Annotated in this window: 25 protein-coding genes and 1 tRNA gene; 15 read left to right on the forward strand and 11 right to left on the reverse strand. The window is 64.4% G+C overall.

Annotation, left to right across the window (positions count from 1 at the left end; genetic code table 11):
* Positions 1–115 precede the first annotated feature (115 nt).
* Complete coding sequence (locus PZ895_RS06425; protein ID WP_275838193.1) at positions 116–1267, forward strand: Gfo/Idh/MocA family oxidoreductase; 1152 nt, start codon at positions 116–118, stop codon at positions 1265–1267.
* 11 nt (positions 1268–1278) lie between these two features.
* On the forward strand, positions 1279–2283 hold the full coding sequence (gene iolG / locus PZ895_RS06430) for an inositol 2-dehydrogenase (protein ID WP_275838194.1): 1005 nt from the start codon (positions 1279–1281) through the stop codon (positions 2281–2283).
* Between the two features lie 60 nt (positions 2284–2343).
* On the opposite strand, the gene PZ895_RS06435 is transcribed toward iolG, so the two are convergent.
* The 3 genes from PZ895_RS06435 to PZ895_RS06445 form a co-directional block, all read right to left on the reverse strand.
* Positions 2344–4371: a TRAP transporter fused permease subunit gene (locus PZ895_RS06435; protein WP_275838195.1), complete on the reverse strand. Its 2028-nt coding sequence runs from the start codon at positions 4369–4371 to the stop codon at positions 2344–2346.
* A 70-nt stretch (positions 4372–4441) separates the two neighbouring features.
* The gene (locus PZ895_RS06440; protein WP_275838196.1) at positions 4442–5608 is read right to left on the reverse strand and encodes a TAXI family TRAP transporter solute-binding subunit; all 1167 of its coding nucleotides are present in this window, start codon (positions 5606–5608) and stop codon (positions 4442–4444) included.
* A gap of 415 nt (positions 5609–6023) precedes the next feature.
* A complete protein-coding gene (locus PZ895_RS06445) occupies positions 6024–6788 on the reverse strand; it encodes an SDR family oxidoreductase (RefSeq protein ID WP_275838197.1) in 765 nt (254 codons plus the stop codon).
* 163 nt (positions 6789–6951) lie between these two features.
* Between PZ895_RS06445 and PZ895_RS06450 the strand changes: the two genes are divergently transcribed.
* Together PZ895_RS06450 and PZ895_RS06455 are read left to right on the forward strand one after the other, a co-directional pair.
* The gene (locus PZ895_RS06450; protein ID WP_275838198.1) at positions 6952–7242 is read left to right on the forward strand and encodes a UxaA family hydrolase; all 291 of its coding nucleotides are present in this window, start codon (positions 6952–6954) and stop codon (positions 7240–7242) included.
* A 9-nt stretch (positions 7243–7251) separates the two neighbouring features.
* Positions 7252–8433, forward strand: coding sequence for a UxaA family hydrolase (locus PZ895_RS06455; protein WP_252927668.1), 1182 nt, complete (start codon positions 7252–7254; stop codon positions 8431–8433).
* A 413-nt stretch (positions 8434–8846) separates the two neighbouring features.
* Here the strand turns inward: PZ895_RS06455 and PZ895_RS06460 are convergent.
* A tRNA-Ala gene (locus PZ895_RS06460) sits at positions 8847–8922 on the reverse strand.
* Positions 8923–9095: 173 nt separating this feature from the next.
* On the opposite strand from PZ895_RS06460, the gene PZ895_RS06465 reads away from it, so the two are divergent.
* From PZ895_RS06465 to PZ895_RS06490, 6 genes are all read left to right on the forward strand, one after another.
* The gene (locus PZ895_RS06465; protein WP_275838199.1) at positions 9096–9386 is read left to right on the forward strand and encodes a YggT family protein; all 291 of its coding nucleotides are present in this window, start codon (positions 9096–9098) and stop codon (positions 9384–9386) included.
* A 160-nt stretch (positions 9387–9546) separates the two neighbouring features.
* Positions 9547–11376, forward strand: a complete 1830-nt coding sequence (typA, locus tag PZ895_RS06470) for a translational GTPase TypA (RefSeq protein ID WP_275838200.1) — start codon at positions 9547–9549, stop codon at positions 11374–11376.
* A 125-nt stretch (positions 11377–11501) separates the two neighbouring features.
* Positions 11502–11798 (forward strand): YciI-like protein, encoded by a 297-nt coding sequence (locus PZ895_RS06475; RefSeq protein ID WP_275838201.1) that lies wholly within the window; start codon positions 11502–11504, stop codon positions 11796–11798.
* On the forward strand, positions 11798–12223 hold the full coding sequence (locus PZ895_RS06480) for an EVE domain-containing protein (protein ID WP_275838202.1): 426 nt from the start codon (positions 11798–11800) through the stop codon (positions 12221–12223). Before PZ895_RS06475 ends, PZ895_RS06480 begins: the two co-directional genes overlap by 1 nt.
* Positions 12220–12861, forward strand: coding sequence for a methyltransferase (locus tag PZ895_RS06485; protein ID WP_275838203.1), 642 nt, complete (start codon positions 12220–12222; stop codon positions 12859–12861). The genes PZ895_RS06480 and PZ895_RS06485 overlap by 4 nt, the downstream gene beginning before the upstream one ends.
* Before the next feature lie 60 nt (positions 12862–12921).
* Positions 12922–13329, forward strand: coding sequence for a DUF1761 domain-containing protein (locus PZ895_RS06490; RefSeq protein WP_275838204.1), 408 nt, complete (start codon positions 12922–12924; stop codon positions 13327–13329).
* Here the strand turns inward: PZ895_RS06490 and PZ895_RS06495 are convergent, their stop codons facing one another.
* Positions 13330–13839 carry a L,D-transpeptidase family protein gene (locus PZ895_RS06495; protein WP_275838205.1) on the reverse strand — a complete coding sequence of 170 codons (510 nt, stop codon included), beginning with the start codon at positions 13837–13839 and terminating at the stop codon, positions 13330–13332.
* Positions 13840–14022: 183 nt separating this feature from the next.
* Between PZ895_RS06495 and PZ895_RS06500 the strand changes: the two genes are divergently transcribed.
* Both PZ895_RS06500 and PZ895_RS06505 read left to right on the forward strand, forming a co-directional pair.
* Positions 14023–14706 carry a response regulator transcription factor gene (locus tag PZ895_RS06500; RefSeq protein ID WP_024586901.1) on the forward strand — a complete coding sequence of 228 codons (684 nt, stop codon included), beginning with the start codon at positions 14023–14025 and terminating at the stop codon, positions 14704–14706.
* Between the two features lie 61 nt (positions 14707–14767).
* Positions 14768–15223 (forward strand): cyclic nucleotide-binding domain-containing protein, encoded by a 456-nt coding sequence (locus PZ895_RS06505; protein WP_275838206.1) that lies wholly within the window; start codon positions 14768–14770, stop codon positions 15221–15223.
* Between the two features lie 7 nt (positions 15224–15230).
* Here the strand turns inward: PZ895_RS06505 and PZ895_RS06510 are convergent, their stop codons facing one another.
* The 6 genes from PZ895_RS06510 to tesB all read right to left on the reverse strand — a co-directional run bounded on the left by PZ895_RS06510 (position 15231) and on the right by tesB (position 22544).
* Positions 15231–16037 (reverse strand): exodeoxyribonuclease III, encoded by an 807-nt coding sequence (locus tag PZ895_RS06510; RefSeq protein ID WP_275838207.1) that lies wholly within the window; start codon positions 16035–16037, stop codon positions 15231–15233.
* 108 nt (positions 16038–16145) lie between these two features.
* Positions 16146–16796: an outer membrane lipoprotein carrier protein LolA gene (locus tag PZ895_RS06515; RefSeq protein WP_275838208.1), complete on the reverse strand. Its 651-nt coding sequence runs from the start codon at positions 16794–16796 to the stop codon at positions 16146–16148.
* A gap of 111 nt (positions 16797–16907) precedes the next feature.
* A complete protein-coding gene (locus PZ895_RS06520; RefSeq protein ID WP_275838209.1) occupies positions 16908–19517 on the reverse strand; it encodes a DNA translocase FtsK in 2610 nt (869 codons plus the stop codon).
* 171 nt (positions 19518–19688) lie between these two features.
* A complete protein-coding gene (locus PZ895_RS06525) occupies positions 19689–21041 on the reverse strand; it encodes an ammonium transporter (protein WP_275838210.1) in 1353 nt (450 codons plus the stop codon).
* An 82-nt stretch (positions 21042–21123) separates the two neighbouring features.
* Positions 21124–21462 carry a P-II family nitrogen regulator gene (locus PZ895_RS06530; protein ID WP_275838211.1) on the reverse strand — a complete coding sequence of 113 codons (339 nt, stop codon included), beginning with the start codon at positions 21460–21462 and terminating at the stop codon, positions 21124–21126.
* Between the two features lie 206 nt (positions 21463–21668).
* On the reverse strand, positions 21669–22544 hold the full coding sequence (tesB, locus tag PZ895_RS06535; RefSeq protein WP_275838212.1) for an acyl-CoA thioesterase II: 876 nt from the start codon (positions 22542–22544) through the stop codon (positions 21669–21671).
* A 100-nt stretch (positions 22545–22644) separates the two neighbouring features.
* On the opposite strand from tesB, the gene PZ895_RS06540 reads away from it, so the two are divergent.
* The 3 genes from PZ895_RS06540 (at position 22645) to PZ895_RS06550 (ending at position 24885) form a co-directional block, all read left to right on the forward strand.
* Positions 22645–23895: a ubiquinone biosynthesis hydroxylase gene (locus PZ895_RS06540; RefSeq protein ID WP_275838213.1), complete on the forward strand. Its 1251-nt coding sequence runs from the start codon at positions 22645–22647 to the stop codon at positions 23893–23895.
* A 16-nt stretch (positions 23896–23911) separates the two neighbouring features.
* Positions 23912–24370, forward strand: a complete 459-nt coding sequence (locus PZ895_RS06545) for a YbaK/EbsC family protein (RefSeq protein WP_275838214.1) — start codon at positions 23912–23914, stop codon at positions 24368–24370.
* A 77-nt stretch (positions 24371–24447) separates the two neighbouring features.
* On the forward strand, positions 24448–24885 hold the full coding sequence (locus PZ895_RS06550) for an OsmC family protein (protein ID WP_024586972.1): 438 nt from the start codon (positions 24448–24450) through the stop codon (positions 24883–24885).
* The last annotated feature ends 101 nt before the right edge of the window (positions 24886–24986 follow it).

Below are 24986 nucleotides of genomic sequence, written 5' to 3' on the forward strand. Positions count from 1 at the left end.
GCGCTTGACAGCCGCCGGTTCGGCGGACATGTATGTTTTGGAATAAATATTCCATTTCGACAAGTCGCGGAGAGGTGCGCCGTCGAAATTGTGGCAAGCCCGAGGAGTGTTGCCGATGGCGCGGATGCGCGGCGAAGCGGACCCGACCCGCACGTTGGGAGTGGGCCTGATCGGGACCGGTTTCATGGGCAAGTGCCATGCGCTCGCCTATCGCAACGCGAATGCGGTGCTTGGCGGATTGCCGCCGGTCCGCCTCGAACTTCTGTGCGACGTGCCCGACGAAAAGGCGACCCGCATGGCCGAACAGTTCGGTTTCGCCCGCGCCACGGACGACTGGCGCGCGCTGGTGCGCGACGACGCGGTCGATATCGTCTGCATCACCACGCCGAACAGGATGCATCACGAGATGGCGCTGGCGGCGATGGCGGCCGGCAAGCACGTCCATTGCGAAAAGCCGCTGGCGCTGACGCTCGCGCAGGCCGAGGAGATGGCGCAGGTCGCGCAGGATGCCGGCGTGCATACGATGGTCGGCTACAATTACATCCACAACCCCGCCTTCACCCATGCGAAGCGCCTGGTCGAGGCTGGCGAAATCGGCCGCATCGTGCATGTGCGCGGCTGGGTCGACGAGGACTATCAGGCCGATCCCGACCTTCCCTGGACCTGGCGCGCGGCCGTCGCCGAGGCCGGTCTCGGTGCGCTCGGTGACCTGGGCTGCCATCTGGTCAGCATGGTCTGCCGTCTTGCCGGGCCGATCGACAGCCTGATCGCGGACATGGCGACCGTCCACGAGACGCGCCCGCTCGCCGAGGGCGCCGGCAGGCAGGCGGTCGAGAACGAGGATCTGGCGAGCGCGCTGGTGCGGTTTGCAGGCGGGGCGACCGGCGTGCTGGCGATTTCGCGCAGCGCCTGGGGTCGCAAGAACAGGCTCGGCTTCGAAATCCACGGCACAAAAGGCCTGATCGTCTTCGATCAGGAGCGCATGAACGAACTGATGCTTTATCGCAATGCCGGCGACAAGGCGCTCCAGGGGTTCACCACGATCCTGACGGGGCCGGAGCACGCCCCTTTCGGCGCCTTCGTGCCGGCTGCCGGCCATCAGATCGGCATGAACGATCTGAAGATCATCGAAGCCGGCGCATTCCTCGCCGAAATTGCCGGCGGACCGCGTGCGGGCCCCGATTTCAAGGAGGCGCTCGTCTTCGAGCGCGTCATCCATGCCATTGCAGACGCGGCGCGCAGCGACGCCCGCATCCATCTCGCCTGAGGAGAATCTTCATGTCCATCCGGTTTGCCGTGCTCGGTGCGGGACGCATCGGCAAGGTCCATGCAAAGGCTGTCAGCGGCGATCCCGACGCGCATCTGGTCGCCGTCGCCGACGCCATGCCGCAAGCCGCGGATGCGCTTGCCACGCTTTGGGGCGCGCAGGTTCGTTCGGTCGATGAAATCCTGGCCGCAGACGATATCGACGCCGTCGTCATCTGCACGCCGACCGACACCCACGCCGACCTGATCGAACGCTTCGCGCGCGCCGGCAAGGCCATCTTCTGCGAAAAGCCGGTCGATCTGGCGATGGATCGCGTGCGCGCCTGCCTGGACGTGGTCGAGGCCGAAGGCGCCGTCCTGATGGTGGGCTTCAATCGCCGCTTCGATCCGCATTTCCAGGCGGTGAAGGCGCAGATCGATGCGGGCGCGATCGGCACCGTGGAAATGGTGACCATCACCTCGCGCGATCCCGGCGCCCCGCCGGCGAGCTACATTCTGTCGTCCGGCGGCATCTTCAAGGACATGACGATCCACGATTTCGACATGGCGCGGTTCCTTCTGGGCGAGGAGCCGGCCTGGGTCAGTGCGTCGGCCGCTTCCCTCGTCGATCCCGCGATCGGGGAGCTTGGCGATTATGACAGCGCCAGCGTCATCCTGACGACGGCGAGCGGTCGCCAATGCGTCATCTCCAATTCGCGCCGCGCGACCTATGGCTACGACCAGCGCATCGAAGTGCTGGGCGCGAAGGGCATGATCGCGGCCGAAAACCAGCGTCCGGTCTCGATCGAGATCGCGGACGAACGGGGCTTCACGCGGCCGCCGCTGCACGATTTCTTCATGACGCGCTACACGCAAGCCTATGCCGCCGAGATCGCAAGCTTCATCGCCGCGATCCGCGACGGCACACAGCCTCGACCCTCGGGCCGGGACGGGCTTGCGGCGCTCGCGATTGCGGAAGCGGCCCTGCGGTCCGTCAAGGAGCGGCGGGCCGTGGAGGTGGACGAAATTCTCCGCTGATACGCGATATCGTCTGTCACTGCCCGATTCGCCCCCTCGTCCCCGGACGTCCTCCTTTCATCACGCAGCGGCAGCGCGCCTGTTCTGGATGAACGTCACCACCAGGGTCGGCAGGGCAATCAGGAGCGCGATCCCCGCTATTTCAACATTGGACAGCCCGAGACTTTGAACGCCCGGCGCGGCCAACGCCAGCCCAGCCAGCGCGAGCATGATCCTCATCGCGTAGCCCGGCGCTCCTTCTTGGATCGTCCCCAGACCGGCGATGTATCCCTGGGCGGCGGAGCCGATGAAATGGACGCCGACGAGGGCAGTGACGAAGACCGCGCCGACTTCGAGTGGCGTACCCTGCCCGATGAGCGCGGGATTGAGGACGAAGAAGAACGGAACGACGTAGATCACGCTGCCCAGAACGCAGGCGGATGCCGCCGCCTTCATCGGGCTGACCCCGGCGATGGTCGCCGCCGCGAAGGCACCGAGCGCGACCGGCGGCGTGATGAAGGAAACCATGCCCCAATAGAGGATGAAAAGATGCACGGCCAGCGGGTCGAGACCCGACTGCACCAGGGCCGGAGCCAGGACGATTGCAAGGAAGATGTAGCAGGCGGTGACCGTCATGCCCATGCCGAAGATGAACGCTGTCGCGGCGCCCATGATCAGGAGAGTCAGCGTTCCGTCGCCGGCGATAAAGACGAGATCGTTGACCAGCGTGCCGGCGAGGCCGGTCGCGGAAAACGCCCCGACGATCATGCCGACAGCCAAAAGCAGCGCCACGAGCTCCGCAAGGGCGCGCCCGATCGAGACGAGCAGGTCGGCAAAGCCGCTGACGGACAGACGGGTCGACGGCCAGATCTGGTTGATGATCAAGAGCAGTGCCGTCGCATAGAACGGTGCCAGCGTCTCCTGCCGCAGGCCGATCATCACGAAGATCAGAACCCCGAAGACCGCGATATATTGCCAGCCCTCGGCGAAGGTTTGCCTGAACGTCGGCAGTTCGCTTCTGGGAATGCCCTTGAGGTTGCGCTTGGCGGCATAGGCGTCGAGTTGGACGAACAGCGCGAAGTAGAAGAGCACCGACGGGATGATGGCGGCAATGGCGATTTCGACATAGGGCCGCCCCAGGAAAGAAGCCATGATGAAGGCGGTCGTTCCCATCACCGGAGGCATCAAGGTGCCCCCCGTCGAGGCGCAGGCTTCGGTTCCGGCCGCATAGCGGGCGGAAAACCCGGCGCGCTTCATGGCGGGAATTGTCACCACGCCTGTCGTGAGCACATTGGAAATGACGCTGCCCGACATCGAGCCCATGAAGCCGGAAGCGAAGATCGCGACCTTCGCCGCGCCGCCGCGAAACCGGCCGACGAGCGCGAGCGCAAGATTGTTGAAGAACCTGCCGCCGCCGGTGAACTGAAGGGCGGCCCCGAACACGATGAAGCCGATGACGAGTTGCCCGAAGGCCCGCATCGGGATGCCGAACGAACTTTCCGACGAGATCACATGGAATGCGATCGTTTCGTTGAGCGGCGAGGGAAATCCGGAGATCGGGCCCGGCATCTTGTCGGCGACGACCGGATAGAGCGAGAACAAAAGGACCAGCACGAAGATGATGATTCCGCCGGTTCGGCGAGCGCCCTCGAGGATGAGCGCCCACAGAACGAAGCTCAGATAGGTCGCAAGCGGCGGCGCACCATACTCCCAGCCTTGTAGAAGGCTCGTATGGGCGGTGTATGCGAAATATCCTGACACGCCCGCGCTGGCACCGGCCAGGATGAAATCGTACCAGGGGATCCGGTGGCTCGGCGCGCCTGCGAATGCCGGAAACGCAATGAACGTCATGGCCAGGAAGATGCCGGACAGAATGTACAGATATTGCGGATCGAGGATTGTGACGGGCAACAGGCGAAGGTTGAAAAGCTGGTTGACGGCCAGCGCGATCGCCGCAAGCGTCGCAACGGCCAGCACCCAGCGCATCGATCCGGGCAGGAGACGATGGCGCAGTTCCTGGGCGATTTCGTCTTTTGCATGGTCCTGCAGGACCGCCGTTTCCGTGGGAGACGCACTCTTGGCGCCTCCCGTGACATGCTGACCGGTCATCGCAGGGTTCCCGTGCTGGAAGCGGACAGGCGGCGGCCCGCGCAGGCCGCCGCACTCGTTGGCCGCTCGACTAGTTGAAGACCACGCTCAGCCCGGCCTCTTCCAGCTTCCGGGCGCGCAGTTCCATCCAGCGTGTCTCGAAATCCGCTTCCGCGACCTCCTCGCCCTGCATTTCCTCCCATGCCGCGGCCAGAACGCCCTGCCGCTCGATCAGGGCCTCGTTGTGCGCGTCATGCTCTTCGGTCCACACGCCCGCCTCGCGGAAATACTCCACAGCACCTTCGTGATAGGGCACAGCCCAGGCAAACACCTGGTTGTCGAGAGCCCAGCCGTTGATCCCCGGCGCGCTGTCCTGATAGACCGGATAGAGTTCGACCATCGCTTTCGTCATGTTGTAGACGAGATTTGTGTCCTGCTCGGCATAGGTCGTGAGCACCGGGTAGGGATAGGTCGCCGCCTCGTTGACATTGTCCGGACCCATCGCCGCGCCTTCGGTGCCGTCATTGGGGATGAAGAACGGTGCCCGCTCCTGGAGTCGTTGCCAGCCTTCCGTGTCGTCATGCGGCAGGGGCGGCCAGAACAGGCCGCGCGGCGAGGCTTCGAGCTGATAGGCCTGGCCCGACGTCGAGGCCGCGAATGCAGCGTCGGCCTGGTCGTTGATGATCGCTTCCCAGGCCGCGCCGAAACCCGAGAACTCCACGCGCTGCACGTCGTCCCATGTCAGGTTCGCAAAGGCCAGGATTGCCGTGATGTTCTCGTTCAGCGACGGTGCGCCGACGACATAGGCGACCCGTTTGCCGGCCAGATCCGCGATCGTCTCGATGCCTGCGTCGGCCGCGACGCCGATGCCGAGATTGCCGTCGCCATTGGCTGCAAGGAGCAGGCGCACCGCCTGCGGTCCCCAATCGGCGCCGCCGAACTCGAAGACACCTTCCTGGGCGAGGTAGGATGCCCCGACGCCCGTCGCCGAGAACTGAACCCGCCCCTGGCGTAGAGGAACCTGACGCGAAACATCGTTCCGGCCGGGCAGCACGCGCAGATCGATGCCCAGCTCGTTCTTCAGCGCGCCGCCGATGGCGACCGCCTGATTGTAGCCGCCAGAGCCGACATCGTAGGCCGTCCAGGCAAGTTGGCCGGGCAGTTCGATATCCTGCGCAAGCGACGGACCCGCTCCGGCGACGACGCAAAGAATCCCGGCCGCAACCGCGGTACGGCAACGCAATGAAGTGCCAATCATGAATGCTCCTCCTCTGTAGTCTTCCAAATCGTCGGATTCTGCGTGACCGGACCCAACCTCCCCGGTCGCACGCAGTTCTCATTGTCGATGGCAATCGCCGGGCCGAAGGATGCCGGTGGTGGCTCGACATCGTCGTCGGAATTGCCCAGTCTGCGGTTTACTCCTCCCGTTCGGACCATTGCATCCCGTCCGGCTTTTGTCCAACTCGGCTCAATGCAATCAGATCATTTTGAACGACCTGCCAGTGATCGGTCGAACCCCGTCGAACAATGCGCGCAGTTCGTATGTATTTCAGCACAATCGACCAATATCGCTGCACTTTCGCAGGGCGTTGTTTGCAACCCTATTCATTCCCTCGATTGCCGCTCTGCCCTTCATCGAAACCACCAATATTGTCATCGTTGCGGCACTATTCTCAGGCAATTGTCACCCCGCCATCGGCCACGATGGTCTGGCCGGTGACGAAGCTCGATGCGTCGGATGCGAGGAAGGCGGCGATCGACGCGATCTCTGCGGGATGTCCGATGCGGCGCAACGGGGTCGTCCGGTTGCGTTCGGCAAGCAGTTCCTCGTCTTCCCAAAGAGCACGCGCGAAATCGGTCTTCACCAGTCCCGGCGCGATGCAGTTGATGCGCACATTTCTCGGCCCCCACTCAACGGCGAGGTTGCGCGCAAGGGCGAAGTCGGCCGCTTTCGAGATGCCGTAGCCGCCGATCCTGTCGGTTCCCCGAATGCCGGCGATGGACGACACGATGACGACCGCGCCGCCGCCCTGTTCCGCCATTGACGGAATCGTGAGGTTCGCCAGCCAGAGATTGCTCTTCACGTTGGCGTCGATGATCTTGTCGAAGGCTTCGTCGGTCATCTGCGACAGCGGCCCGTAGACCGGATTGACGGCGGCGTTGCAAACAAGGATGTCGATCGGGCCGAGCCTGTCGCGCGTCGTCGAGACGAGCGCTTCGACCTCGCTGCGCCGCGTAATGTTGCAAGGAACCGCGATCGCCTGCCCCCCTTTGGCCGTGATGCCGGCCGCGACATTGTCGCAAATCTCCGCCTTGCGGCTCGACACGACGACCGAGGCACCGAGTTCGGCGAAGAGTTCGACGATGGCCCGTCCGATCCCGCGGGTCGAGCCGGTGACGACCGCGACCTTGCCGGTCAGGTGAAACGGGTTGTTCATGGTGATGATTTCTCCCTTCGCCCCATCGCTGTGGATCCGACCAATTGGTCTCCGCTCGCCCCTGCCGCCTCGCAAGGATCACATGGCCGCCGAGGCATTGACATTATCAAAAAACATATCGCATGTCTTATATAAGACTAGCCGTTTCTCGCAGGAGCCGCGCATGGTAACGATCCCCCATCTGCTCGTTCACGAACACAAGGACAATGTCGGCGTCGTCGTCGTCGAGGGGCTGACGGCGGGCACCAGGATGCTCGGCGTCGTCACGCACGACAATTCCAGCTTCGAGTTGGAGGCGAAGGCCGACGTGCCGATCGGCCACAAGGTCGCGCTTGCCGACATCAGGAGCGGCGACACGGCGATCAAATATGGCGAGGACATCGGCAAATTCGTCGCCGACGTGGAGAAGGGCGGCCACGTCCACGTCCACAATCTCAAGACCAAGCGCTGGTAGGAGCCGACCATGGCATCGAAATATTCCAACCGGACGATAAAGGCCTACCGACGCGACAATGGCCGCGTCGGCGTGCGCAACCATGTGATCATCCTGCCGGTCGACGACATTTCCAATGCCGCCTGCGAGGCGGTCGCCAACAACATCAAGGGCACGATGGCGCTGCCGCACGCCTATGGACGGTTGCAGTTCGGCGAGGATCTGGAACTGCATTTCCGCACCATGATCGGCACCGGCGCCAATCCCAACGTCGCCGCCGTCGTCGTCATCGGCATCGAGCCTGGCTGGACCAAGAAGATCGTCGACGGCATCGCCGAGACCGGCAAGCCGGTGGCCGGTTTCTCGATCGAGCAGAACGGCGATCTGAAGACGATCATGGACGCGAGCCGCAAGGCCAAGGAGTTCGTCCACTACGCCACCGAATTGCAGCGCGAGGAATGCTCGATCTCGGAACTGTGGGTCTCGACCAAATGCGGCGAGAGCGACACGACCACCGGGCTCGGCTCCTGCCCGACGGTCGGCAACATGTATGACAAGCTCCTGCCCGAAGGCATCTATGGCTGCTTCGGCGAGACGTCGGAGATCACCGGCGCCGAGCACATCGCCAAGGCGCGCGCGATCAACCCCGAGGTCGGCGAGCGCTGGTACAGGATGTGGAAGGCGTATCAGGACGACGTCATCGAGCAGTTCAAGACCGACGATCTGTCCGAAAGCCAGCCGACGAAGGGAAACATCGAGGGCGGACTGACGACGATCGAGGAAAAGGCGCTCGGCAATCTCGAAAAGATCGGCCGCACGTCGAAATATATCGACATTCTCGAGCCGGCGGAGATGCCGAAATCGGGCAACGGGCTCTATTTCATGGATTCCTCCTCCGCCGCGGCCGAATGCGTGACGCTGATGGCGGCGGGCGGCTATGTGATCCACACCTTCCCGACCGGACAGGGCAACGTGATCGGCAATCCGATCGTGCCGGTCATCAAGATCACCGCCAATCCGCGCACGGTGCGCACGATGGGAGAGCATGTCGATGTCGACGTGTCGGGCATCCTGCGGCGCGAGATGACGATCGACGAAGCGGGCGACGCGCTGATCGACATGATCGTGCGCACGGCGAACGGCCGCAACACGGCGGCCGAGGCGCTCGGACACCGCGAATTTTCGATGACGAAACTCTATCGCAGCGCGTGACCGTCGAACCGGCTCCAACGAAGCGGAGCCGGCTTGACGATTTCACTTCCGACAACCGCAACGATCTGTCGTTTTCCGTCAGTTCAGTTTTGATGCGCCCTCGATAGAATCGAGTGCATCCACGGTGGTTTGGCACGCAACCCGGCGACAGAGCACCCGCCGATCCCAACCATATCGGACCGCCGCCTCGGCCGCTCCTTGGCGCTCGCTCGTCCCGGCAGGAGGCGGACCACGAGGATCGGCGATCGAAAACGCCATTCCTGAATTCTTATATCTTATACCAGATATCATTTATAGGATTGATGACCAGCATGGCTTCGCCTTTGCCGGGGTGCGGCCGGACGAACGAAACGGCCCCATCCTTCAGGATCGTGCCGGATACCGGAGCGAATAGCTTTCGTGCTGAAAAACACTGGTGGAGCTGAGCGGGATCGAACCGCTGACCTCGTCATTGCGAACGACGCGCTCTCCCAACTGAGCTACAGCCCCGTGACCAGTGGTCGGCATTTAGGGATTGGCCTCGTTTCCTGTCAAGCACATGTTTGTGCCGCAGCGGTCTTGCGAAGGCGCTCGGGGCTTGTCGCGCAAACAGCCAGCGTTTACATGTCGGCCACCAACGAAAGAGCATCGGTCGCGGCCGATCGCGACCCATGGAGACCGGCATGATCGCCCTCATTCAGACCATCATCCTGGCGCTCGACATCTACTGGTGGCTGATCATCCTGTCGGCGATCTTCTCCTGGCTCTACGCCTTCAACGTCGTCAATCCGCGCAACCAGTTCGTCGGCACGATCGGCCATTTCCTGCAAAAGGTCACCGAACCGGCGTTGCGGCCGATCCGGCGCCTGCTGCCGGATCTCGGCGGCATCGACATTTCGCCGATCATCCTCCTTCTGCTGATCTTCTTCCTGCGCCAATTCATCCTGACCACGGTCGCGCCCGCGCTGATCTAGGATGTGCGCACGGGCCGCTGTCGATATCGCGCCCGGTCATTCCCGTCCGAGGCGCGCCCCGCGCCCCCTTTCGCATTTGCGAAAAAACCTGTAAGAGCGCGCCAACGCAATCGCCGCGCCATGTTGGTCGCTGGCCGCAAAAACCCCCAGGGTACCCATAATGAAGCTCCGCAACATCGCGATCATCGCGCACGTCGACCATGGCAAGACCACGCTCGTCGACGAACTCCTGAAGCAGTCCGGCTCGTTCCGCGAGAACCAGCGCGTCGCCGAACGCGCGATGGATTCGAACGATCTGGAAAAGGAGCGCGGCATCACCATCCTCGCCAAGGCGACCTCGGTCGACTGGAAGGACACCCGCATCAACATCGTCGACACGCCGGGTCACGCCGATTTCGGCGGCGAAGTCGAGCGCATCCTGTCGATGGTGGATGGCGCGATCGTCCTCGTCGACGCCGCCGAGGGCCCGATGCCGCAGACCAAGTTCGTCGTCGGCAAGGCGCTGAAGGTCGGTCTTCGCCCGATCGTCGTCATCAACAAGATCGACCGCCCCGACGCCCGCCATGTCGAGGTCGTCAACGAGGTGTTCGACCTCTTCGCCGCGCTCGACGCGACCGACGAACAGCTCGACTTCCCGATCCTCTATGGCTCCGGCCGCGACGGCTGGGTCTCCGAGAACCCGGAAGGCCCGAAGGATGAAAAGCTCGCGCCGCTCTTCGACCTCGTTTTGAAGCATGTTCCCGAGCCGACCGTCGCGCCCGGCCCGTTCCGCATGATCGGCACGATCCTCGAGGCCAACCCGTTCCTCGGCCGCATCATCACCGGCCGCATCGCGTCGGGCACGTTGAAGCCGAACCAGTCGGTCAAGGTGCTGCACCATGACGGCTCGCTGCTCGAAAACGGCCGCGTGTCCAAAATCCTCGCCTTCCGCGGCCTCGAGCGCCAGCCGATCGACGAGGCCCAGGCGGGCGACATCGTCGCGATCGCGGGCCTGTCCAAGGGCACTGTCGCCGACACGTTCTGCGACCCGTCCGTGACCGAGCCGATGCAGGCGCAGCCGATCGATCCGCCGACGGTCACCATGTCCTTCATCGTCAACGATTCGCCGCTCGCCGGCACCGAGGGCGACAAGGTCACGAGCCGCGTCATCCGCGACCGCCTGATGAAGGAGGCCGAGGGCAACGTCGCGCTCAAGATCGAGGAATCGGCCGACAAGGATTCGTTCTATGTTTCCGGCCGCGGCGAATTGCAGCTTGCCGTCCTGATCGAGACCATGCGCCGCGAGGGCTTCGAGCTTGCCGTTTCGCGTCCGCGCGTCGTCATGCAGAAGGACGAAAACGGCGACCTGCTGGAGCCGATCGAAGAAGTTGTGATCGACGTCGACGAGGAGCATTCGGGTGTCGTCGTGCAGAAGATGTCCGAGCGCAAGGCCGACATGGTCGAGCTGCGCCCGTCGGGCGGCGATCGCCAGCGCCTCGTCTTCCACGCGCCGACGCGCGGCCTGATCGGCTACCAGTCGGAACTCTTGACCGACACGCGCGGCACCGCCGTGATGAACCGCCTGTTCCACTCCTACCAGCCCTACAAGGGCGAGCTCGCCGGCCGCACCAACGGCGTGCTGATCTCCAACGACCAGGGCGAGTCGGTCGCCTTCGCCATGTGGAACCTCGAAGATCGCGGCCCGATGGTCATCGACGCGGGCGTCAAGGTCTATGCCGGCATGATCATCGGCATCCATTCGAGGGACAACGATCTCGAAGTGAACGTGCTCAAGGGCAAGAAGCTCACCAATATCCGCGCCGCCGGCAAGGACGAGGCCGTGCGCCTCACCCCGCCGATCCGCATGACGCTGGAACGCGCGCTGGCCTGGATTCAGGACGACGAACTCGTCGAGGTCACTCCGAAGACGATTCGCCTGCGCAAGCTCTATCTCGACCCGCACGAGCGCAAGCGTTTTGAAAAGTCGGCCAAGATCGCCGGCGCGGCGTAGGCCCGAAGCGACAGTCCCGCTCGAGGATGGCCATGTGTCTCACCGGACGCATGGCCGTCTTGCTTTTGGGGCCGCCGCCGGACTATCTCCAAACCCGAACCGATTGAACGAGAAAGGGCGCGCGTGTGATCTACATTCTTCTGTGCAAGGACAAGCCGGGGCACATGCAGACCCGGCTCGACAATCGCCCGGCCCATGTCGACTACCTCAATGGCCTCGACGCCAAGGGCGCGCTGCGCTTTGCCGGCCCGTTCCTCGATACCGAAGGCAAGCCGACCGGCTCCATGGTCGCCGTCGAGGTCGAGGACGAGAACGCCGCCCGCGCGATCGCCGATGGCGACCCCTATGCGAAGGCCGGTCTGTTCGAGAGCGTCGACATCCGCCCGTGGAACTGGATCTTCAAGAAGCCGGATGCCGCCTGATGCAATACTGGCTGTTCAAGTCGGAGCCCGACGTCTTTTCCTTCGACGATCTGAAGGCGAAGGGGAAAAAGGGCCAGGAATGGGACGGCGTGCGCAACTATCAGGCGCGCAACAACATGCGGGCGATGAAGATCGGCGACCGCGGCTTCTTCTACCATTCCAATATCGGGCTCGAAGTGGTCGGCATCGTCGAGGTGTGCGGCGAAATCCATCCCGATTCCACGACCGACGATCCGCGCTGGGAGTGCGTCGATGTGCGCGCCGTCGAAAAGGTGCCGACACCTGTCACGCTTGCCGAGGTCAAGTCCAATCCCAAGCTCGCCGACATGTCGCTCGTCACCTCCATGCGACTCTCGGTCCAGCCCGTGACCGAGGACGAGTGGGCGGAAGTGTGCCGGATGGCCGGATTCAAGAAAATTCCTTGAAAGACAGGCACGATTTCATCCTTGCCAACACGGCGTTGATCGCGCCGCCGCACGTGCCCGAAATCCGGCTGCATCTGGCCGACGAGGCGCATGAGCTCTGGCACCGCACCGAGGCCGAGCTCGAAGCCATCGGCCTCGAGCCGCCCTTCTGGGCCTTCGCCTGGGCCGGCGGGCAGGGTCTCGCGCGTTACGTGCTCGACCATCCCGAAACCGTCGCAGGCAAGCGCGTGGTCGATTTTGCCACGGGTTCCGGCCTTGTCGCCATCGCGGCGATGAAGGCGGGCGCGGCGAGCGTCCTTGCCAGCGACATCGATCCGTTCTGCGCCGCCGCCGTTGCGCTCAACGCGGCCGCGAACGACGTGACGGTCGCGACCACCGATCGCGACCTCGTCGGCGAAACGCCCATCTGCGACGTGCTTCTGGCCGGCGACGTCTTCTACGACCGCGCCTTTGCCGAACGGCTGGTGCCCTGGCTGCGCGATCTGGCGGCGGCGGGCATCACCGTCCTCGTCGGCGATCCGGGCCGCGCTTACCTGCCGCGCGAACGCCTGACGGGGCTTGCCCGTTACGAAGTGCCGGTGACGCGCATTCTCGAAGACGCAGACGTGAAGCGGACCAGGGTCTGGCAATTCGTCTAGACCAGCTTGACCTGTATCCGGAACCTGTCAGCATCGCATTTTCGTCGTTGGGAGGGGACGATGGACTTCGCGGGCATCAACTATCTTTCGGTCCTTCTGGCGGCGATCGCCGCCTTCATCTTCGGCGCCGGATATTACGGCGTTCTTTCGAAAGCCTGGATGAGGGCTGGCCGGATCGATGCCGTTCATGCACGGCCCGGCGCTGCCATTCTCGGCGTCACCTTCGGCGCCGAACTCGTCATGGCCTGGGTTCTTGCCGGCGTCATCGGGCATCTGGGAACGGGACAGGTCACGCTGGAAAACGGCATCGTCTCCGGCTTCTTCGTCTGGCTCGGCTTCATGGTGACCGTCATGGCCGTCAACCACCGTTATCAGGCCTATGGCTGGGATCTGACGCTGATCGATGGCGGCCACTGGCTCGGCGTGGCGCTGATCATGGGCGCGATCATCGGCTGGCTGGGCGTGTGACTATCGCGAAACGGTGACGACGGTGCGCGGCGAGAGCCGCGGCAAAAGCCAGTCCATGTCGCGCGGATGGACCGCGATGCAGCCCTCGGTGGGCGCATAGCCCGGCCGGGCGAGATGAAAGAAGATCGCGCTGCCCATCCCGCGCCGGCGCGGACGGATATTCGCGTCGAGCACGATCACCACGTCATAGAGATGATCCTCGCGCCGCATCCGCTCGTGACTGGCGGCGTAGGGTAGACGCACGGGGCGGTTGTAGTTGCGATCGCCGGCCGCATCGCACCAGCCGTCCGAGAGGCGGATCGGGTCGAGCGCAAGGCCGGAGACGAGGCGGCGCGGGCGGTCGCGGCGCACGAAGGCGGTCAGGAGCCGCATCGGTCCGAGCGGCGTCGCGCCGTCGCCTTCGCGCTTGACCGAGCGGATGCCGCCCTTGCCGAGCGCACAGCGCAGAACCCTGTTTCCGACCGCCAGCAATCCCCGCCTCTGGTCGCCGGGCCGCGGCCGCACTACCATATGTTTGACAAAGCGTCCTTTTTTCGCCGCATCGCCCTTGCACTCACGGATTTTGGAGTATGATCGATTGCTCAAGCAAATCACCGTGAGAGACTTTTCCGACATTCCCGCGCAGCCTACAGCGATAGGCGGAACTCCCGAACTTCTCAACAAGACAGATGTCTCAACCAGATGGACTGAACGATGACGTCACGCACCATTCTCATCGTCGACGACGACAATGATCTGCGCGAGACCCTCGCCGACCAGTTGTCGCTCTACGAGGAATTCGACGTCCTCCAGGAGCCGACCGCCGCCAAGGGCGTGCAGACCGCGCGCGGCGGCATCGTCGACCTGCTCATCATGGATGTCGGCCTGCCGGACATGGATGGCCGCGAGGCCGTGAAGATCCTGCGCAAGGGCGGCTACAAGGCGCCGATCATCATGCTGACCGGGCAGGATACGGATTCCGACACGATCCTCGGCCTCGAAGCGGGCGCCAACGACTATGTCACCAAGCCCTTTCGCTTTGCCGTTCTTCTTGCCCGTATCCGCGCCCAGCTCCGTCAGCACGAGCAGAGTGAGGACGCGACCTTCAATGTCGGCCCCTATGTCTTCAAGCCGAGCCAGAAGCTTCTCACCGACGCCAAGGGCGGCAAGATCCGCCTGACGGAAAAGGAAGCCTCGATCATCAAATATCTCTACCGGGCCGACAAGAAGGTCGTCACCCGTGACGTGCTTTTGGAAGAGGTCTGGGGCTACAATTCCGGCGTCACCACGCATACGCTCGAAACCCATGTCTACCGCCTGCGCCAGAAGATCGAGCGCGATCCTTCCAATGCCGAAATTCTTGTGACAGAAAGCGGCGGATACAAGCTCGTGCCCTGATTGCAGGCATGGACGTGCTGCCGCAGCCGATGGGGGTCGGCGCGCGCAGACGGGGACGCCGATGGCCTTGGACGACGACATTCGCATTCTCTCGGGCGTGGAACTGCTTTCCGGCTTCACGTCGGAGCAGTTGCGGCTGCTCGCCTTCGGCGCTGAAAGCCTGCGCCTGGCCGCCGGTCGCGTCCTCTACCGCGAGGGCCAGTCGGCCGAGAGCGGCTATGTGGTGACGACCGGAACGGTGTCGCTCTTTCGCGAGCGCGATGGCAAGCGCGTCAACCTCGCCGAAGTCGGCCCCGGCGCCATGCTCGGCGAACTCGCCATCATCGCCCCCACCACCCGCCTGACCGGCGCGCTGGCAACGAGCGATGTCGAACTGATCCGGCTCAACCGCACCCTCTTCCGGCGCATTCTCACCGAATATCCCGAAACGGCCGCCCTGCTCCACCAGCGCATCACGGACAATCTGGGTGTGCTGTTGGCGGACATCCAAAGCTTGGCGCCGCGGTTTTCGGACTGACGCTCGATCAGTCGAGATCAAACCGCGCAATCACCGGCACATGGTCCGACGGGCGCTCCCAGCCGCGCGCTTCCTTCAGCACCTCGATCGACGACAGCTTCGGCGCGATGTTCGCGGACGACCAGACATGGTCGAGGCGGCGGCCGCGATTGGACGCCTCCCAGTCCTTCGCGCGGTAGCTCCACCAGGTATAGATCCGTTCCGGCTCCGGGATCGCCTGGCGCATCAGGTCGACCCAGTTGCCCGCCCGGCGCATCGCCTCGAAGCTTTCCGTCTCGATCGGCGTGTGGCTGACGACGTTGAGAAGCTGGCGGTGCGACCAGACGTCGGCTTCGAGCGGCGCGATGTTCAGGTCGCCGACGAGGATGGACGCCGCCGCCTCGCCGCTCATTGCCGGAACGCCATGCATCTCGGCAACGAAATCGAGCTTGTGGCGGAATTTCGGGTTGATCGCGGGGTCCGGCTCGTCGCCGCCGGCCGGCACGTAGAAATTGTGGACGAGAATCTTGTGGCCGCCCGCCTCGACATTGGCGGCAAGGTGCCGGCAGTCGCCCATCGTGCAGAAATCGCGCTTCTCGACGATTTCCAGCGGGCGCAGCGAGATGGTGGCGACGCCGTGATAGCCCTTCTGGCCGCTGATCTCGATATGGGCGTAGCCGAGCTTGCGCAGCGCCTTCAGCGGGAAGAGGTCATCGGGGCATTTCGTCTCCTGAAGGCACAGCACGTCCGGCCGGTAGCGGCTCACGAATTGCTCGATCAGCGGCATACGCAGGCGAACGGAATTGATGTTCCAGGTGGCGATGGAAAACGGCATGGAGAAGCTGCGCCCGAAATGAAGAATGCGGCCGGACCCTGCCAGCCGCATCCGTCGAACTCAAGCTTCAGGCACGAGAACCGGCCGGAAAGGCCGCTCGTCCACAACTCAGCGGTTGGGCGAGACCATCTCGTTGATGCGGTCGTAATTGATCGCGAAGACCGAGCGGTCGAAGGTGACGCCCGACTGGACGTTGTAGATCATCACCGTCGTGTCCTTGCCCTGCGCGTCGCGGATCGTCCACTGCTTCAGCTCGTAATTCTGCGGATCGAACATCATGGTAATGGTCGAATTTCCGAAAACCGAGCGGTCGGCGAGCGTGATCGTCGTCGCGTCGGCTTCCTGGCGCACGTCCTGCACCTTGTTGCCGGACAGGTCGATCCGCTCGTCGAGAAGCAGCTTCAGCGGGGTGGACGACAGCGAATAGAGATCCGCCGTGTTCATGCGCGCGTTTTCCAGCACGACCGACGTGCCGTCCGCCGTGACCTTGAAGGTCGACGGATTTTCGTAGTTGAAGCGCACCTTGCCCGGCCGCTCGATGAAGAACTTGCCGCCGGTCTGCTCGCCGCTCGGGCCGAACTGGACGAAATCGCCCATCATCGTCTTCACGGAGGAAAAGTGATCGGCGATCGCTTGCGCCTCGGCGGGCTGCGCACGGGCCGTGCCGCCATGCGGCAGGATGCCGGAGGCGGCGACAAGCGCAGCGCCCATGCCAAGCGCAAGAACGCTGCGGCGGGTCTTCGAACTGGATTTTGCCATTCTTGAAACTCGCGAAATCATCTGTGTTGCCCTCAACTGACGCGGATAACGCGCCAGTGGGGCTTTAGTTTGGCCGGATGCGCGGCAATTTTGTCGCGCCCCCTTCCTGCATCAGTAAGTCTCATCCTCGGTCGGCACGAGAATCTCACGCTTGCCGGCATGGTTGGCCGGGCCGACGATGCCCTCCTGCTCCATCTTCTCGATGATCGAAGCCGCGCGGTTGTATCCGATGCCCAGGCGTCGCTGGATGTAGGAGGTCGACGCCTTGCCGTCGCGCAGGACGACCGCGACCGCCTGGTCGTAGGGATCGTCGGAATCGTCGAGATTGCTGTTGCCGCTGCCGCCGGACTTGCCCGAAGAGCCGCCGCCCTCGTCCTCCTCGTCGTCCTCGGTGATCGAATCGAGATATTCGGGCACACCCTGAAGCTTGAGGTGCGCGACGACCTTCTCGACCTCGTCATCGGCGACGAAGGGCCCATGAACGCGCTGGATGCGCCCGCCGCCGGCCATATAGAGCATGTCGCCCATGCCGAGGAGCTGTTCGGCGCCCTGCTCGCCGAGGATGGTGCGGCTGTCGATCTTGGACGTGACCTGGAAGGACATGCGGGTCGGGAAGTTCGCCTTGATCGTGCCGGTGATGACGTCGACCGACGGGCGCTGCGTCGCCATGATGACGTGGATGCCGGCCGCGCGCGCCATCTGCGCGAGGCGCTGCACCGCGCCCTCGATGTCCTTGCCGGCGACCATCATCAGGTCGGCCATTTCGTCGATGATGACGACGATATAGGGCATCCGCTCCATTTCGAGCGTTTCGGTCTCGTAGATCGCCTCGCCGGTCTCGCGGTCGAAGCCGGTCTGCACCGTGCGGCTGATCTGCTCGCCCTTTTTCTCCGCCTGTGCCACGCGCTGGTTGAAACCGTCGATGTTGCGCACGCCGACCTTCGACATCTTGCGGTAGCGGTCCTCCATCTCGCGCACGGTCCATTTGAGCGCGACGACGGCCTTCTTGGGGTCGGTGACGACGGGGGTCAGAAGGTGCGGGATGCCGTCATAGACGGAGAGTTCCAGCATCTTCGGGTCGATCATGATCAGGCGGCACTCGTCCGGCGTCATGCGGTAGAGCAGCGACAGGATCATCGTGTTGATGGCGACCGACTTGCCCGAACCGGTGGTGCCGGCGACGAGGACGTGCGGCATCTTGGCGATGTCGACGATCACCGCCTCGCCATTGATCGACTTGCCGAGCGCCAGCGCGAGCTTGGCCTTGGTCTGGTCGAAATCCTGGCTGGCGAGGATTTCGCGCAGATAGACGGTTTCGCGCTTGGCGTTGGGCAGTTCGATGCCGATCGCGTTGCGGCCGGGCACGACGGCGACGCGGGCGGCGATCGCGCTCATCGAGCGCGCGATGTCGTCGGCAAGGCCGATGACGCGCGACGACTTGATGCCGGGCGCAGGTTCGAGTTCGTAGAGCGTGACCACCGGACCGGGACGGACCTGGATGATCTCGCCCTTGACGCCGAAATCCTCCAGCACGCCTTCGAGAATTCGGGCGTTCTGCTCCAGCGCTTCCTTGGAGACCGAGGCGTCGCGCGCCATCGCCTTCGGTTCGGACAGGAAGGCGAGGTCGGGCATTTCGAAGCCGTTCGAGACCGGCGCGCGGGCGCTCGCAACGCTGGGCATCGGGCGCGGCGGGGCCTGCTCCACGCGTGCCTGCGGCGCCGCCGGCCGGGCCGCCGCCTGGGCCCGCCGGGCGGCGATTTCCTGCGGCGTCGGCACGGGCGTGTCCGGGTCGAGGTCGTCCTCGTCGAGACCGATGTCGTCGACGTCGAAGGGCGGCTCGATCGACGGCGCGGCGGCGCGCGGAGCCGGCTCGAAGCCGGGCTCGACACGGCCGGCAGGGGATGCGGGCCGGTTTTCGATCTCGTCCAGCGCCTCGAGCGTGTCGTCGTGGTGGCGCGTGCGGGCAGCCAGCGCTCCGCCGCCGTGACGGCGGAGGAACGCCTGCGCCGAAAGCCACATATGGGCGATCGCGCCAAGCGCCAGGAACCGGCCCTCGGTGCCTTCGTCGTCAAAATCCTCGTCGTCGTAATCGTCCTCGTCGACCTCTTCCTCGGCCGGTTTGCGGGCAAGCTTCTTGCGTTCGACGGGTCTGGCCGTCAGCGCGTTGCAGGCGACGTAGAGCAGCGCGCCGGCGGGAATGAAGAGAAGCGACGCCGTGATGAAGCCCGCCAGCCCGCTAGGATAGGCACCGATGAACCGGCCCGGCAGCGCCAGCACGATGTCGCCGAAGACGCCGCCAAGGCCGGACGGCAGCGGCCAGGTCGGCGGCGCTTCCATGCAGCCGATGATCCCCGAGCCGAGCGCGGCCGCGCCGAACCAGGCGAAGACGCGCTTGCCCGGTTGCAGGATGCCGCGCCCAAGCACCAGCCCGATCGCCCAGACGATGGCCGGGACCAGCGCGACCACCGAGCCGAGGCCGAAGAACTGCATCAGAAGGTCGGACACGACGGCGCCGGGATAGCCGGCGGCGTTGGTGACGGGGTTGTCGGTCGCATGGCTGAAGCTCGGATCGGCGACGTTCCAGGTGGCAAGGCTCGCGACGACGGCGGCGACCGTCACGAGAATCGCAGTGCCCGCCAGCTTGCGCACCTGCCGGCGCAGGAAGCCGGTGAACCCGCTATCGCCCTCGTTCAAGGTGAGTGCGTGTGACTGCGACCGCATGGCTGACCCCGTATGCCCGTCGCGCCGCTTGATCGGCGCCAGATTCGCCCGACGCTAACGGCAGGGGGTTAAGGGCGCATTAACCATGGGCGGCAAACGAAAAAGGGGCCCGGCGAACCGGGCCCCAAGGTTGCAATGCCGGAGGTCCGACATTGCGACGGGATGGATAGATCAGCGCGTGCTGGACGAGGTGAATTCGGGATAGGCTTCGACGCCGATCTCGGCCACGTCGAGCCCCCGCATCTCGTCTTCCTTCGAGGCGCGGATGCCGATCGTCGCCTTGATCGCCATCCAGACCACGAAGGAGGCGATGAAGGTGAAGCCGCCCATGGCTACGATGCCGATGATCTGCGTGACGAAGCTCGCCTCGCTGTTGGACAGCGGCACGATCAGCGTGCCCCATATGCCGGCGAAAAGGTGGACCGGGATCGCGCCGACGACATCGTCGATCTTGAGCTTGTCGAGCATCGGCACCGCGAAGACCACGATCACGCCGCCGACCGCGCCGATCAGGATGGCCAGGAACGGGCCGGGTTGAAGCGGCTCGGCGGTGATCGAGACGAGACCCGCGAGCGCCCCGTTCAGCACCATGGTGATGTCGACCTTCTTGTAGAGAAGCTGGGTCAGGACCAGGGCCGCGACCACGCCGCCGGCCGCCGCCAGATTGGTGTTGGCGAAGATGCGGCTGATGTCGGAAACGTCGCCATTGGTGCCCATGGCAAGCTGCGAGGCGCCGTTGAAGCCGAACCAGCCGAGCCAGAGGATGAAGGTGCCCAGCGTGGCGAGCGCCATGTTGGAGCCCGGCAGCGGCAGGACCTGGCCATTGGGGCCGTATTTGCCCTCGCGCGCACCCAGCAGGATGGCGCCGGCGAGGGCTGCCCAGCCGCCGATGCCATGGACGATGGTCGAGCCGGCGAAATCGGAAAAGCCCATTTCGGAAAGCCAGCCGCCGCCCCAGGTCCAGGCGCCGGTGATCGGATAGAGGATGCCCGTCAGGATGACGACGAAGAGCAGGAACGGCCACAAGCGGATGCGCTCGGCAAGCGTTCCCGAGACGATCGAGGCGGCAGTGGCCACGAACACCATCTGGAAGAACCAGTCCGACGCGACGGAATAGTCGCCCTCGTTGGCGGTGCCGGCGTCGGGCCAGCCATAGGCGCCGAACGAGCCGATCAGCGAACCGACATCGACATACATGATCGAATAGCCGATGGCCCAATACATGAGGCCGGCGATGGCGTAGAGCGCGACGTTCTTGGTGAGCTGGATCGATACGTTCTTGGTGCGCACCATCCCGGCTTCAAGCATGGCAAAGCCCGCAGCCATCCACATCACCAGGAAGCCGCCCATGAGGAAGAGCAGCGTGTTGAAGATGAAGGCCATTTCGGTGGCCGACGCGAATTCGGGAGCCGCTTCCACGGCCTCTTCGGCAGCCTCCTGCGCAAAAGCCGGAAGGGCGGTGAAGGCTGTGAGCGAGAGGGTCGCGGCGAAAGTCCGCACCCGCGCGATGGTTGGAAATGTCATTGAGGTCTCCATGTCGAATGTTGCCGTGAGCATCGCGCGGCAGGGCTGTTCGCCCGCCCGTCCTGCGATGCGGCCGAGAGGTTCAAAGCGCGTCGGTATCGGTTTCGCCGGTGCGGATGCGCAGCGCCTGTTCGATGCCGTAGACGAAGATCTTGCCGTCGCCGATCTGGCCGGTCTTGGCGGCGACCGCGATCGCCTCGACGGCCTTGTCGACGAGTTCGGCGCCGACGGCGACCTCGATCTTGATCTTCGGCAGGAACGACACGGCATATTCGGCGCCGCGATAGATTTCGGTGTGCCCCTTCTGGCGACCGTAGCCCTTCACTTCGGTCACGGTCAGGCCCTGGATGCCGACGGCGGTCAGCGCCTCGCGCACCTCGTCGAGCTTGAACGGCTTGATGATGGCCATCACGATTTTCATAAGCTTTCGCCCTTTTCCCTGCGGTCCCCCGCCGTTGCGTGTCATCGCCGGCCGGCCGTGCGAGCGGGCGATCAGGCAAAAGGGAATCAAGCCGCGTGCCAATTGGCGCGCGAGCGGGAAACAGGCTGAAATGGGGCGTTGGCGGCCGCCGGGAAACGAGGACCGCCTAATTATTGCTCAATATTTGGAGGCTCGGCTGATTTTGCCTATTTTTTGGGCGTCGTCTTCACGCGCACAAGCCCTTCCTGGGCAACCGAGGCGATCAGGCGGCCGTCGCGACCATACAGGAACCCGCGGGTGAAGCCGCGCGCGCCGATCGCGTTCGGGCTGTCCTGACTGTAGAGCAGCCAGTCGTCGAGCTTGTGCGGGCGGTGGAACCACATCGCATGGTCGAGGCTCGCCATCATCAGGTCGGGGTCGAAGCCGGTGCGGCCATGCGCGAAGGTGGAGGTGTCGAGCAGCGTCATGTCCGAGAGATAGGCGAGGATCGCCGCCTGCAACGCCCGGTCATCCGGCACGTCGCCGGAGGTGCGCACCCATACGCGCTGCTGCGGCGCCAGTTTTTTGCGCGTCGTGTAGTGTTCGAGGATGACCGGCTTGATCTCCAGCGGCCGCTCGCGCGCCCAGAATTTGCGGATCGCCTCGGGCACGTTGTTGCCCATCATCTCGATGAGTTCCGTCTGCGATTTCAGCGTTTCGGGCTCCGGAACGTCGGTCGGGCCATCGATCTGGTGCTCCAGCCCCTCTTCCTCGGCCTGGAACGAGGCTTCCAGCGAGAAGATCGCATGGCCGTGCTGGATGGCGACGACGCGCCTGGTCGTGAACGAGCCGCCGTCGCGGATGCGATCAACCTCGTAGATGATCGGCACCGACGGATCGCCGGGCCGCATGAAGTAGCAATGCAGCGAATGAACGTGGCGTTCGGCTTCCACCGTCCGCTGCGCGGCGACCAGCGCCTGGCCGATCACCTGCCCGCCGAAGACCCGCTGCCAGCCGGCCTGCGGGCTGCGACCACGATACAAATTGTGTTCCAGCCGCTCCAGATCGAGTATGGACAGAAGTTCCTGCATGGCGGTCGTCATGTTGAAATCCCCCGGCGAAGGCCGACATTGCTGAATATGCGCGGTTTGCAACAGCTACGCACCGCGAAGTCAAGAAGACAGGCATATGAAGGACCGACCCATGGTTGAGGACACGAAACAGAGCGCGGCCGACATCGTCATCGCCGGCGCGGGCTATGTCGGTCTGGCGACCGCAGTCTCGATCAAGGCCGCGCGGCCGAACCTGGTCGTGCTGATCGTCGATGCGGCGCCGCAAGGCGTATGGCAGCGCGACACCCGCGCCTCGGCCATCGCGGCAGCCGCGACCCGGATGCTCGACCAGCTCGGCTGCTGGGCCGAGATCGCGCCGAATGCGCAGGCGATGACGGAGATGATCGTCACGGACTCGCGCACCTCCGATCCCGTGCGCCCCGTTTTCCTGACCTTCGACGGCGAAGTCGGCTCCGGCGAGGCTTTCGCCCACATGGTCGCCAACAAGGATCTGAATGGCGCCTTGCGTCGCCGCGCGGCCGAACTCGGCGTCGAGATCCGCGAGGGACTGGGCGTCACCGGCTTTGCCACACTGCCGGCCACAACCCGCGTCGATTTCGCGGATGGCACGAATGTCGAGGCGCGGCTGCTCGTCGCCGCCGACGGCGTGAAATCGCGGCTGCGCGACATGGCCGGCATTCGGACGGTCCACTGGGACTACGGCCAGTCCGGCATCGTCTGCACCGTCCGTCACGAGCGCCCGCACAATGGCCGCGCCGAAGAGCACTTCCTGCCGGCCGGCCCCTTCGCCACCCTGCCGCTCGCGCCCGACGAGAACGGCAACAACCGTTCGTCGATCGTCTGGACCGAGCGCACAGCGGACGCCGAGCGCCTCGTCGCCGACGACCTGATCGTCTTCGAGCACGAACTCGAGCAGCGTTTCGGCCTCGAACTCGGCGAAATCCATGTCGAGGGCAAGCCGCGCGCCTGGCCGCTTGGCCTGACGCTCGCGCGCGATTTCGTCAAGCCGCGCTTCGCCCTCGTCGGCGACGCCGCGCACGGAATCCACCCGATTGCCGGCCAGGGGCTCAATCTAGGCTTCAAGGACGCCGCCGCATTGGCCGAAACGGTGGTCGATGCCGACCGGCTCGGCCAGGACATCGGCGCGCTCGACGTCCTCCAGCGCTACGAGCGCTGGCGCCGCTTCGACACGGTGCAGATGGGCGTGACCACGGACGTCCTGAACCGGCTCTTCTCCAACGACATCGCGCCCGTCCGCGCGATCCGCGACATCGGGCTTGGCCTGGTCGAGCGGATGCCGCGCCTGAAGGAGTTCTTCATCCGCCAGGCCTCGGGCCTTTCGCCCGCCGCTCCGCGCCTTCTGCGCGGCGAAGCCATCTGAAACTTCAGGACACGACATGAGCCTTGAAACCGTGCGCGCGTTTCTCGCCGAGAACGCTCCCGACATTTCCGTCATCGAGACCGAGCAGAGCTCGGCCACCGTTTCGCTTGCGGCCGAGGCGCACGGCGTCGAGCCCGACCAGATCGCCAAGACGATCTGCCTGCGCGTCGGCGACGAGGCGATGCTGATCGTCGCCTCCGGGCTTGCCCGGCTCGACAACCGCAAGTTCAAGGACCGCTTCGGGGGCAAGGCGCGGATGCTGCCGGCCGACGAGGTGGTGGAAGTGACGTCGCACCCGGTCGGGGGCGTCTGTCCTTTCGGACTCCCCTCTGCGCTGCCCATCTATTGCGACGTGTCGCTCCAGAAGTTCGACGAAGTCGTCCCGGCCGCCGGCGCCACCAACGCCGCCATCCGCCTGCCGACCGACCGCCTCGTCGCGCTGACAGGGGCGGAATGGATCGACGTCTGCCAATAGGACCTTCGTTGGACTGGAAACCGCCGCCCCGGCTCCTAGGTTGAGGGACGACACCAACCCTCGTGAAGGAGAGCAACATGAACAGGCACGCAACGGCAATCTGGCAAGGCGCGCTCAAGGATGGATCGGGCACGCTCGACATGCAGAGCGGCGCCTTCTCCAAGCAGCCCTATTCCTTCAAGGGCCGCTTCGAGGACGAGAGCGGCAAGTCCGGCACCAACCCGGAAGAACTGATCGCCGCCGCCCATGCCGGCTGCTTTTCCATGCAGCTCTCGCACCTTCTCGCCGAAAGCGGCACGCCGGCCGAAAAACTGGAGACGACCGCGACCGTCACCTATGGCCCGGCGGCGGGCGGCGGCTTCGAGATCACCGAAAGTGCGCTGAAGCTGAACGCAAAAGTGCCGGGCGTCGACGAGGCGAAGTTCAGGGAACTGGCCGAGAAGGCCAAGACCGGATGCCCGGTCTCCAAGGCGCTTGGCGCGATCAAGGTCACGCTCGACGCGAAGCTCGCGTAATTTCCTGAGCACCGCAGCGATTTTTACGCAAGGGAAATTCCGTTTCCCTTGCGTCTTCGCAACCAAAGAACCGTGCGTTTCGCCTAGACTGTTGCACATGT

Source organism: Mesorhizobium sp. YIM 152430 (assembly GCF_029210365.1).
GTDB lineage: Bacteria > Pseudomonadota > Alphaproteobacteria > Rhizobiales > Rhizobiaceae > Aliihoeflea.

Coding starts and splice junctions, on each gene's coding strand:
- PZ895_RS06510 (WP_275838207.1), bottom strand. CDS start 16,037: ATGCCGTTTTCCATCGCCACCTGGAACATCAATTCCGTTCGCCTGCGT.
- PZ895_RS06465 (WP_275838199.1), top strand. CDS start 9,096: ATGATCGCCCTCATTCAGACCATCATCCTGGCGCTCGACATCTACTGG.
- PZ895_RS06545 (WP_275838214.1), top strand. CDS start 23,912: ATGAGCCTTGAAACCGTGCGCGCGTTTCTCGCCGAGAACGCTCCCGAC.
- PZ895_RS06540 (WP_275838213.1), top strand. CDS start 22,645: ATGGTTGAGGACACGAAACAGAGCGCGGCCGACATCGTCATCGCCGGC.
- PZ895_RS06500 (WP_024586901.1), top strand. CDS start 14,023: ATGACGTCACGCACCATTCTCATCGTCGACGACGACAATGATCTGCGC.
- PZ895_RS06520 (WP_275838209.1), bottom strand. CDS start 19,517: ATGCGGTCGCAGTCACACGCACTCACCTTGAACGAGGGCGATAGCGGG.
- iolG (WP_275838194.1), top strand. CDS start 1,279: ATGTCCATCCGGTTTGCCGTGCTCGGTGCGGGACGCATCGGCAAGGTC.
- PZ895_RS06450 (WP_275838198.1), top strand. CDS start 6,952: ATGGTAACGATCCCCCATCTGCTCGTTCACGAACACAAGGACAATGTC.
- PZ895_RS06495 (WP_275838205.1), bottom strand. CDS start 13,839: ATGGTAGTGCGGCCGCGGCCCGGCGACCAGAGGCGGGGATTGCTGGCG.
- PZ895_RS06490 (WP_275838204.1), top strand. CDS start 12,922: ATGGACTTCGCGGGCATCAACTATCTTTCGGTCCTTCTGGCGGCGATC.
- PZ895_RS06445 (WP_275838197.1), bottom strand. CDS start 6,788: ATGAACAACCCGTTTCACCTGACCGGCAAGGTCGCGGTCGTCACCGGC.
- PZ895_RS06505 (WP_275838206.1), top strand. CDS start 14,768: ATGGCCTTGGACGACGACATTCGCATTCTCTCGGGCGTGGAACTGCTT.
- PZ895_RS06530 (WP_275838211.1), bottom strand. CDS start 21,462: ATGAAAATCGTGATGGCCATCATCAAGCCGTTCAAGCTCGACGAGGTG.
- PZ895_RS06440 (WP_275838196.1), bottom strand. CDS start 5,608: ATGATTGGCACTTCATTGCGTTGCCGTACCGCGGTTGCGGCCGGGATT.
- PZ895_RS06550 (WP_024586972.1), top strand. CDS start 24,448: ATGAACAGGCACGCAACGGCAATCTGGCAAGGCGCGCTCAAGGATGGA.
- PZ895_RS06435 (WP_275838195.1), bottom strand. CDS start 4,371: ATGACCGGTCAGCATGTCACGGGAGGCGCCAAGAGTGCGTCTCCCACG.
- PZ895_RS06525 (WP_275838210.1), bottom strand. CDS start 21,041: ATGACATTTCCAACCATCGCGCGGGTGCGGACTTTCGCCGCGACCCTC.
- PZ895_RS06425 (WP_275838193.1), top strand. CDS start 116: ATGGCGCGGATGCGCGGCGAAGCGGACCCGACCCGCACGTTGGGAGTG.
- tesB (WP_275838212.1), bottom strand. CDS start 22,544: ATGACGACCGCCATGCAGGAACTTCTGTCCATACTCGATCTGGAGCGG.
- PZ895_RS06455 (WP_252927668.1), top strand. CDS start 7,252: ATGGCATCGAAATATTCCAACCGGACGATAAAGGCCTACCGACGCGAC.
- PZ895_RS06515 (WP_275838208.1), bottom strand. CDS start 16,796: ATGGCAAAATCCAGTTCGAAGACCCGCCGCAGCGTTCTTGCGCTTGGC.
- PZ895_RS06480 (WP_275838202.1), top strand. CDS start 11,798: ATGCAATACTGGCTGTTCAAGTCGGAGCCCGACGTCTTTTCCTTCGAC.
- typA (WP_275838200.1), top strand. CDS start 9,547: ATGAAGCTCCGCAACATCGCGATCATCGCGCACGTCGACCATGGCAAG.